Genomic DNA, 7,895 nt, shown 5'->3' on the forward strand with positions numbered 1-7,895 from the left:
TCCGCGACCCGCCGCGGGCGACCGGCCAGCCGAAGCGGTGGGCGGCGCCGACGAGCATCAGCCCGACCGCGGAACTGGCCGGCCCGGTCAGCGGATACATCAGATGTGCCGCCGCCCCGGCGAACAGCGCCCTGGCTTCCTCGGTGCGCCAGCGCCGGGCCACCGCCGTGGCGGGCTGGAGTGCCCTGAGTCCGAAGCGGGCCAGCGTCACCGGGTGGGCGGGCAGGCGGGGCACGGGGCGCAGCACGTCCTCGGTGAGCGCGTCGAAGTCACCGGCCAGCGGGGCGAACAGCCGCTCCCAGGCCGGGCCGTCGACGCCCAGGCCCTGCACGGTCCGCTCCAGGGAGCGCACGAGCACTCCGGCCCGCCCGCCGTCCAGTGGGTGGGCCAGATCGACCTCGGGCCACGCCCATGTGACGCCGTACCGCTCCAGGTCGAGGGTCCGCAGGAACGGCGAGCCGACGCCCAGGGGATGTACGGCGGAGCAGTGGTCGTGGAGCAGGCCCGGAAGGGTCAGTTCGCCGCTGCGGGTGCCGCCGCCGATCTCGTCGGCGGCCTCCAGGACGGTCACGTCCAGGCCTCCCTGGGCCAGGGCGACGGCGGCGGCCAGCCCGTTGGGGCCGGCCCCCACCACGATCGCGTCACTCATGTGCCGCCGCCTCCCCGCTCACCCCTCGCGGGGTAGGGCCGGGACCGACGGGATCACGGGCGCCGCCTTGCCGTCGAGGCAGGGCTGCCGGGTCACCGTCTCGCCTACTTGCACGTAGCCCCCCTCGATCAGGCCGCTCACCGCGTCGACTATGCGGTAGCGCCGGCGCTGCCAGTGGGTCGGCCGGGACTCCAGCACGACGACGCGCAGGTCGCCCGGGGGAACCCGCACCGCTGCGGTTCGGCGGCCACGGGCTGCTCGTGGTGCCGGGGGGCGTCACGGAAGTTCCCTCCGGGGACCGCTCCCGCCACGGTCTCGCCGTCCCTCACATCGTAGGCCTCCCGTCGCGGCAGCGGCCCGGCCGGCAGGCGGCCGTTCGACGTCGTTACGGCGCCTGTATGCCGTCCTGGCGAAACCCGTGGGGCGGCCGCCCGCGCCGTCATGGCGTGGGCGGCGAGCGCTCGTCCTCCGTGGACAGGTGCTCAGTCGATACAGAACTCGTTGCCCTCGATGTCCAGCATCGGGATGCACGCATCATTGCCGTCATACAGCGTTCGCACGTGTACGGCGCCGAGCGGGATCAGTCGTGCGCATTCGGCCTCGAGTACGGCGAGGCGTTCCTCACCCACGAGTCCGGTGCCGACCCGCACGTCGAGATGCACCCGGTTCTTCGCGGCCTTCCCCTCAGGGACGCGCTGGAAGTACAGTCGCGGGCCCACGCCTGAGGGATCTACGCAGGCGAACCATGCGTCCCTTTCCTCAGGTGGCTGCGCACGCTTGAAGTCATCCCAACTGGCGAACCCCTCTGGCGGCGGCGGTACGACGTACCCCAACACCTCGCACCAGAAACGAGCGAGACGCTCAGGTTCCGCACAGTCAAAGGTGACTTGGAACTTCTTGATCGCTGACACCGGCGCACCGTACCAAGGTGCCTCGGGACCCTGCCGCCCATTTCCCAAGGGGAGCCGCCCGCACCCCGTCGGGCTGCTGGTGCTCTCGCCTTCGGCGGTCAGGACGGCTGGACTCGGTCGAAGACGGCGAGGGCTTCGGCGGGGTCCGGGCTCACGAGGCGGTCCAGGCCGGCCGTGGTGATCTTCGCCCACCTGCCGGCCCGTGCCCACATCCGTTCCTCGAAGGCGCGGATGGCCTCGTCCGGATCTCCGGGATCTGCGGCGATGGCCTCGGCGAGTTCGGCGCCTTCCAACATCGCGAGGTTCGCACCCGCTCCCAAGGGCGGCATCAGATGGGCGGCGTCGCCCAGCAGCGTCACCCCGTGGACGTGGGTCCAGGTGTGGGACACGGGCAGGACGTGGAGGGGGCGGTGGACGAAAGCGGTGCCGTGGTGGAGGAGTTCGAGGACGGGAGCGGTCCAGCCGTCGAACAGAGCCAGCAGACTCGAGCGCACGGCCTCGACGTCGGCCAGGTCCAGGTTCGTGTGCCAGTCCAGCGGCGCGCGGAACTGGGCGTGCACCTTGATATGGCCGCCGCTGTTGCGCTGGGCGACGAGTGCTCTGTTCACGCCGTACACGGCCACGGAACCGTCGCCGATCAACCGGGCGAGGTCGGGGTGGCGGGTGTCGACGTCGTCGAGGGAGGTCTCGACCGAGGTGACGCCGGTGTAGTGCGGCGTCACCGACGACACGGCCGGGCGGGTCCGCGACCAGGCGCCGTCCGCGCCGACCACGAGGTCGAACGTCTCCTGCCGCCCGTCCTCGAACCGCACCAGTACGCCATCCCGGGTCCCCGGCACCACCTGCGTCACGCCCCGCCCCCACCGGACGTCGAGCGGGCCGAGCAGCAGGTCACGGAGTTGCCCCCGGTCGATCTCGGGATTGGCCCACTCGTCCGGACGGGGTCGCCAGTCGCGCAGGACGGTTCCGTCGGTGTCCAGGATGCGCATGGCCTGTCCCTCGGGACGAGCTAACGCCTGGAACTCCGCCAGCAGCCCTGCCTTCTCCAAGGCGAGCTGGCCCAGTCCTTCCTGCAGGTCCAGAGTGCCGCCCGGGGGGCGGGCGTCGGGGGCGGGATCGCGTTCGAGGATGGTGACGGGGTGGTCGTAGCGGTGCAGAACGCGGGCGAACGTGAGGCCGGCGGGACCGCTCCCGACCACGGCGATGCGCTGTCTCATACCGATACACTGTATTGCTACGGTACGGTGTATCGCAACAGTACGATGTCACCATGACTGTGTGGGACCGACCGGAGCCGCCGACCCGCCCTGTGCCGCTCGACCGCGAGCGGATCGTCGCCGCCGCCATCGCGCTGGCCGACGAAGGCGGCCTGAAGGCAGTGTCGTTGCGCAAGGTCGCCGCCCGGCTGGACGCCGGCCCGATGCGGTTGTACGGCTACATCTCCACCAAGGAGGAGCTGTTCGACCTCATGGTGGACGAGGTCCAGGCCGAGATCCTCCCCGAGGAGCAGCCCGGCGACTGGCGGGAGGCGCTGCGCGGCCTCGCCCACCGCACCAGGCAGGCTGCTCTGCGGCACGAATGGCTGGCCGACCTGCTCGGCGGCCGCCCGGCCCTGGGCCCGAACGGTCTCGCCGTGACCGAGACCACGCTGGCCGCCCTCGACGGCCTCGCCGACGTCGACACCGTCATGCGCGCCGTGGAAACCGTCAGCGCCTACTTCATCGGCGCGATCAGGCGTGAGATCGCCAACCTGCGGGCCGAACACGCCACGGGCCTGTCCAAGCGCGACTGGCAGCGCGCCTCCGGCCCCCATGTGACGAAGATGTTGGCCACGGGGCGCTTCCCGGCGCTGGCCAAGGCCGTCTACGACGGGACGGACGTGGACGCGGAGACATCCTTCGCGACCGGCCTGGACTGGGTCCTCGACGCCGTTGCCGCCAAACTCGACCCGCCGCCGGCGTGACGCTCACCTCCCGCCGCACGCGACCGCCCACCCCCGGCGGACAGCCCGGGACCGGGACCTGACGGTCGCGTGCGCCGAGGCAGCGGCCTGCCGCGACCGAAGGTGCAAGCCGGCGATCCCCGGATCGAGTCGAACGTGTCAGTCACCGTACCCTCGCGGCTGGCGGCCCGACCTCGTTCCCGGCGGCACGGGTGTCGTCGCCGACGTTTCGGCCAACCCGCCTGCGGGCCGGTCCCGTTGGAGGGGACGGGTCGATGCGTTCTCCCCCGCTCCGCTGCGCGCTCCATCCAGGGATCCCGACACCGACCGGGACACATGACCGCTGACCGTTCTCGTCCACCCGTCCCAGCGGTGCAGGGTGGGGGTCACCGGATGACGGGGGCGGCGCCGGTCGCCGTCAGGGACAGCTCCCACAGCCGGGCGGCAGCGCCGGGGTCGACGGCGTAGGCGCGCACCCCGCCGTCGTCCATGGGCCGGTCCGGCTCCGAGACGGGCGCGACGTCGCAGTCTTCGAGGTAGAGCCCGCCCCGGCCGTCCAGGAGGGGGGACGTGGCCGCCCACAGGCCCGTGGCGGCGCCCTGGGAGGGGGTCTTGAAGCCGGCGCCGACCACCCGGCCCTCCTCGTCCACCCAGCCACGCTCGATCTGCTCGTGGAGGGTCATCTCCCGCTGCAGACCGGTGATGATCCTGCCGGGGTGGAGGGCGAACGCCCGGACGCCGTCGTCGCGGCCGAGCGCGTCGAGCCGGACGGCGAACAGGGCATTGGCGGTCTTGGCCTGGCCGTAGGCCAGCCACTTGTCGTAGCCGGTACGAAAGTGCGGGTCGTGCCAGCGGATGTCGCTCAGGGCGTGGCCGGCGGAGCTGTTGACGACGACGCGTGCACCACCGGCGGCGGCCATGAGCGGGTAGAGCTCGCACGCGAGGAGGAAGTGTCCCAGGTGGTTGGCGGCGAACTGGCCCTCCCAGCCTGGTCCGACGCGGCGCTCGGGCGTAGCCATGACACCCGCGACGGCCAGGAGAAGGTCGAGCCGGTCCACCAGCTCGCGGATCCGTGCCGCACCGGCGCGCACGCTGCCCGGGTCGGTCAGGTCCATGGGGACGACCTGGGCGCCCGCCACCTGGGCGAGCACGGAGCGGGCGACGTCGGGGCGGCGGGCCGGCACGACGACCCGGGCCCCGGCGGCGGCCAAGGCCCGGGTGGTTTCCAGGCCGAGCCCTGAGTAGCCGCCGGTCACGAGGGCATTCAGGCCGCCCAGGTCGAGGCCGGCCAGGACGTCTGCGGCGGTGCTGGCGGCGGAGAAGGGTGAACCCAGCGGCTGCTGGTCGGTGATGGTCATGCCGACGACGCTACGAACTAGAGCGAGGTCTAGATCAAGCTTTCGTAGGCTGGGCGCCATGACGACCGCCCCCACACGCCAGCAGCCGCTCAGCATCGGCGAGGTGGCCCGGCAGACCGGACTGAGCGTGCACGCCCTGCGCTTCTACGAACGCCAACACCTGCTGATCGCGCCCATCGAGCGCACCACAGGCGGACGGCGCCGCTACACCGCCGCCGATGTCGAATGGCTGCGGATCTGCATCAGACTCCGCGAATCCGGTATGCCCCTGGCCGACCTCAAGCAATTCGCGGAACTGGTACGACAGGGTCCGGGCAACGAGACCGAACGCCTACGCCTCCTCCACACCCACCTCGACCGCGTCGAGGAACAGATCCGGGCGCTGCAGGAATGCCGCTCCCTCATCGCCTGGAAGGCCGGCGTCTACGCCGAACACCTCACCCGTGGCACAGCCGGCGGACTCTGGGACCCCACCACCTGACACAGCCGACCCGCCCCGGCCGCAACTGCCGGGTCGCGCCCGGCACTTGCCAGCACGACCCTGATGACGGTCGCGGCGGCCGCCTGCCGATACAGCGTGACGTCCCGGCCGTCGCGTCGGCGCGGCTCTCCCAGGACCTCGGCGAGGCGGTCGCGGAGCCAGGCCGAGGTCTCGTGGGCGCCGATCGGTGGAGCGGGACGGCCGGCGAGCCGTCAAAGGGGTTCAGAGGGTCAGCGCTTCACCCAGGCCCGGGGTGAGGACGTCGTACGGCTCGCCTTCCGCGGCGTCGAGGAAGCGGGCGAGCTCGTGGGGCTGCGTGGTGTAGAAGCCCTCGGCGTGGAAGCCGTCGTAGTGGATGGGGACCACGGTCCTGGCCTGGAGGAGGCGGGCGGCGACGGCTGCGTGCCGGGCGTCGAGTGCGGCCGGGTAGGGGCTGGGTGGCTGGCAGTGCGGGAAGCAGACGGTCGGTCCGTTGATGGGGGTGAGGACGGCGTCGAAGGGGCCGTAACGGTGGGCGGCGCGCCACCAGTAGCCGTGGTACATGGTGTCGCCCAGGTGGATCACGCGGATGCCGTCGGCTTCGACGGCCCAGGAGACCTGGGGGTCGCCGAGGGTGTCGACGGCGGGGACGGCGGCGATGGTGAAGGGACCGATGGTCGTGGTCTCCCACAGGCCCATGGCGCGTCGAGGCAGGTCGTGGGCGGCGAGTTCGGCGTCGGCCTTGAGCGTCCAGAGGTTCTCGTGGTCGTCGCCGCCGAAGGACTCGGGATGCAGGACCGTGCCACCGGGGGCCAGCGCGCGGGCCAGGGCACCCGCGTCGGTGTGGTCGCGGTGGAGGTGGGTGCACAGACCGGCGAGCACATGTCCTTCCCGGCGGGGCGGCACGACCTTCGGCAGCGGCACTCCGGAGAGCGGGGTTCCCTCCAGGACGCCCTCGGGCCGCCCGAGCAGGTCGATGACCAGACTCTCCCCCTGCGCTTCGAGTTCCACTCCGGCCCAGCCCAGCCAGCGGATACGCATACGTATGTCCTCTCCATCGACTATTTACCGTACGATCGTTCGCTAACTTAGCAGACGATCGATCGGTAAGATGGACGGCATGAGGAAATCGGCCGAAGAGGCCCGACGCACCCGCGACCGCATCGTCGGCGTCGCGGTGACCCAGGCCTCCAGCGCGGGACTGTCCGGACTGACCATCGGCTCGCTGGCGGAGACGCTCGACATGAGCAAGGCCGGCGTCGTCGGCCCCTTCGGTTCCCGGGCCGGACTCCAACTCGCCGCGCTGGACCGGGCAGTTGAGCTGTTCACCGAGGCGGTGGTGGCGCCCGCCCGCGCCGCGGAGCCGGGTCTGCCGTGTCTGCACGCCGTGATCGACTCCTGGTGCGCCTACCTGGCCGACAGCCCGTTCCCCAACGGCTGCTTCGTCACGGCGGCCTCGTGCGAACTCGACGGGCAGCCGGGCGAGTTGCGCGCCCGCCTGTACGACGCCGTGACCCGCTGGCGAGGCTTCCTGGCCGAACAGATCACCACCGCGCGCGCCGCCGGCGACCTCTCCCCCGATCTCGACCCGGAGGAGCTCGTGTCCATCCTGACGGGCCTCGCCATGGCCGCGAACCAGGAGATCCAACTCCTCGGCGACGAGGGCGCCGCACGACGCGCTCACCGCCTCATGCGCGCCGCGCTCGCCCAGCAGCGGTCCGGGCCGGCCGCCTAGGGGATCGATTCCGGGGACCGGCTGCGCGCGTGAGGTGAGGGAGACCGAAGCACAAGGGTGACCCCGGACCTGGAATCCCTCGCGCAACCGGAATGCCGTCGCCACGCGGCCCGCGCAGGCGCGGTTGGACGGTGTCAGGAAGCGCAGGACGTCGAACTCATTACCCTCGGGGTTGGCCATGCCACCCAGATCCGGCCGGGACCTTGGCCACATCCGCCTTGGCTGCGCCGAGGCCAAGCAGCCTGGCCGCCTCGTCGTCGGCGCCGTTGATCGGAGTGACATCCAGAAGTCCGCGAGCGCCGCACGCCGCTCCGGATCGTGGCAGCCGACAACCAACTCGGTCTGCGTCATCCTCCGGGCCTCGGGCATGCCCCTGCCCGCGCTACGCCGACCTCGTCCGAGAAGGCTCCGGGAACGAGCAGGAACGCCTCGCGCTCATGCGCGAGCACCACGCGCGCGTCGCCACCGAGATCGGCCGGCTCAACCAGTCCCTGGACCTGATCGGACACAAGGTCGCGGTCTACGAGGACCTGGTCGACCAGGACCCTGCCACCGCCCGCCCCTGCCACGGCCCGTCCCAGGTGGGCGACGAGCTGCGCGCGCCATTGCGCCGCCGCTGACACCGCACATGGTGCACCGGCCCCGCAGAGATAGGAGGTGCAGGTTTCCACTGCTGCTTCCACGGGGCCGGTGCATGGCACACGTACCCGTGTACGCGTCCGATATGCCTGATCCATCCCAGCCGGTCGGGCGGGATGTTCCGGAGGACGAGACCGCCGAGGACGACCGGGATGGCGAAGACGATGTCGGTGATCCGGGAGAGCACCGCGTCCCAGACGC

10 protein-coding genes are annotated in these 7,895 nt (G+C 71.7%); 4 read left to right on the top strand and 6 right to left on the bottom strand.

Annotated elements, in window-relative coordinates; translation table 11 throughout:
- The 4 genes from ABZ923_RS40240 to ABZ923_RS40255 form a co-directional block, all read right to left on the bottom strand.
- Window positions 1-649: NAD(P)/FAD-dependent oxidoreductase (locus tag ABZ923_RS40240; protein ID WP_361483034.1), on the bottom strand; the 649-nt coding region annotated here is incomplete at its 3' end.
- A gap of 18 nt (window positions 650-667) precedes the next feature.
- Window positions 668-880 (bottom strand): DUF3556 domain-containing protein, encoded by a 213-nt coding sequence (locus ABZ923_RS40245; protein WP_361483037.1) that lies wholly within the window; start codon window positions 878-880, stop codon window positions 668-670.
- Between the two features lie 251 nt (window positions 881-1,131).
- On the bottom strand, window positions 1,132-1,560 hold the full coding sequence (locus tag ABZ923_RS40250) for a VOC family protein (protein ID WP_361483040.1): 429 nt from the start codon (window positions 1,558-1,560) through the stop codon (window positions 1,132-1,134).
- Between the two features lie 98 nt (window positions 1,561-1,658).
- A complete protein-coding gene (locus tag ABZ923_RS40255) occupies window positions 1,659-2,777 on the bottom strand; it encodes an NAD(P)/FAD-dependent oxidoreductase (protein WP_361483043.1) in 1,119 nt (372 codons plus the stop codon).
- A gap of 53 nt (window positions 2,778-2,830) precedes the next feature.
- On the opposite strand from ABZ923_RS40255, the gene ABZ923_RS40260 reads away from it, so the two are divergent.
- Window positions 2,831-3,523 carry a TetR/AcrR family transcriptional regulator gene (locus tag ABZ923_RS40260; RefSeq protein ID WP_361483046.1) on the top strand — a complete coding sequence of 231 codons (693 nt, stop codon included), beginning with the start codon at window positions 2,831-2,833 and terminating at the stop codon, window positions 3,521-3,523.
- Window positions 3,524-3,888: 365 nt separating this feature from the next.
- Here ABZ923_RS40260 and ABZ923_RS40265 read toward each other — a convergent pair whose 3' ends face one another.
- Window positions 3,889-4,860, bottom strand: coding sequence for an SDR family NAD(P)-dependent oxidoreductase (locus tag ABZ923_RS40265; RefSeq protein WP_361483049.1), 972 nt, complete (start codon window positions 4,858-4,860; stop codon window positions 3,889-3,891).
- 58 nt (window positions 4,861-4,918) lie between these two features.
- Between ABZ923_RS40265 and ABZ923_RS40270 the strand changes: the two genes are divergently transcribed.
- A complete protein-coding gene (locus ABZ923_RS40270; RefSeq protein ID WP_361483051.1) occupies window positions 4,919-5,341 on the top strand; it encodes a MerR family transcriptional regulator in 423 nt (140 codons plus the stop codon).
- A gap of 222 nt (window positions 5,342-5,563) precedes the next feature.
- Here ABZ923_RS40270 and ABZ923_RS40275 read toward each other — a convergent pair whose 3' ends face one another.
- Window positions 5,564-6,361, bottom strand: a complete 798-nt coding sequence (locus ABZ923_RS40275; RefSeq protein ID WP_361483054.1) for an MBL fold metallo-hydrolase — start codon at window positions 6,359-6,361, stop codon at window positions 5,564-5,566.
- 79 nt (window positions 6,362-6,440) lie between these two features.
- Between ABZ923_RS40275 and ABZ923_RS40280 the strand changes: the two genes are divergently transcribed.
- Together ABZ923_RS40280 and ABZ923_RS40285 are read left to right on the top strand one after the other, a co-directional pair.
- Window positions 6,441-7,055: a TetR/AcrR family transcriptional regulator gene (locus ABZ923_RS40280; RefSeq protein ID WP_361483056.1), complete on the top strand. Its 615-nt coding sequence runs from the start codon at window positions 6,441-6,443 to the stop codon at window positions 7,053-7,055.
- 437 nt (window positions 7,056-7,492) lie between these two features.
- Window positions 7,493-7,675, top strand: a complete 183-nt coding sequence (locus tag ABZ923_RS40285) for a hypothetical protein (RefSeq protein WP_361483059.1) — start codon at window positions 7,493-7,495, stop codon at window positions 7,673-7,675.
- Window positions 7,676-7,895: the final 220 nt, after the last annotated feature.

The organism is Streptomyces sp. NPDC046881 (genome assembly GCF_040645015.1).
In the GTDB taxonomy this organism is placed as follows: Bacteria; Actinomycetota; Actinomycetes; order Streptomycetales; family Streptomycetaceae; genus Streptomyces.

Coding starts and splice junctions, on each gene's coding strand:
- ABZ923_RS40275 (WP_361483054.1), bottom strand. CDS start 6,361: ATGCGTATCCGCTGGCTGGGCTGGGCCGGAGTGGAACTCGAAGCGCAG.
- ABZ923_RS40280 (WP_361483056.1), top strand. CDS start 6,441: ATGAGGAAATCGGCCGAAGAGGCCCGACGCACCCGCGACCGCATCGTC.
- ABZ923_RS40260 (WP_361483046.1), top strand. CDS start 2,831: ATGACTGTGTGGGACCGACCGGAGCCGCCGACCCGCCCTGTGCCGCTC.
- ABZ923_RS40265 (WP_361483049.1), bottom strand. CDS start 4,860: ATGACCATCACCGACCAGCAGCCGCTGGGTTCACCCTTCTCCGCCGCC.
- ABZ923_RS40255 (WP_361483043.1), bottom strand. CDS start 2,777: ATGAGACAGCGCATCGCCGTGGTCGGGAGCGGTCCCGCCGGCCTCACG.
- ABZ923_RS40270 (WP_361483051.1), top strand. CDS start 4,919: ATGACGACCGCCCCCACACGCCAGCAGCCGCTCAGCATCGGCGAGGTG.
- ABZ923_RS40285 (WP_361483059.1), top strand. CDS start 7,493: ATGCGCGAGCACCACGCGCGCGTCGCCACCGAGATCGGCCGGCTCAAC.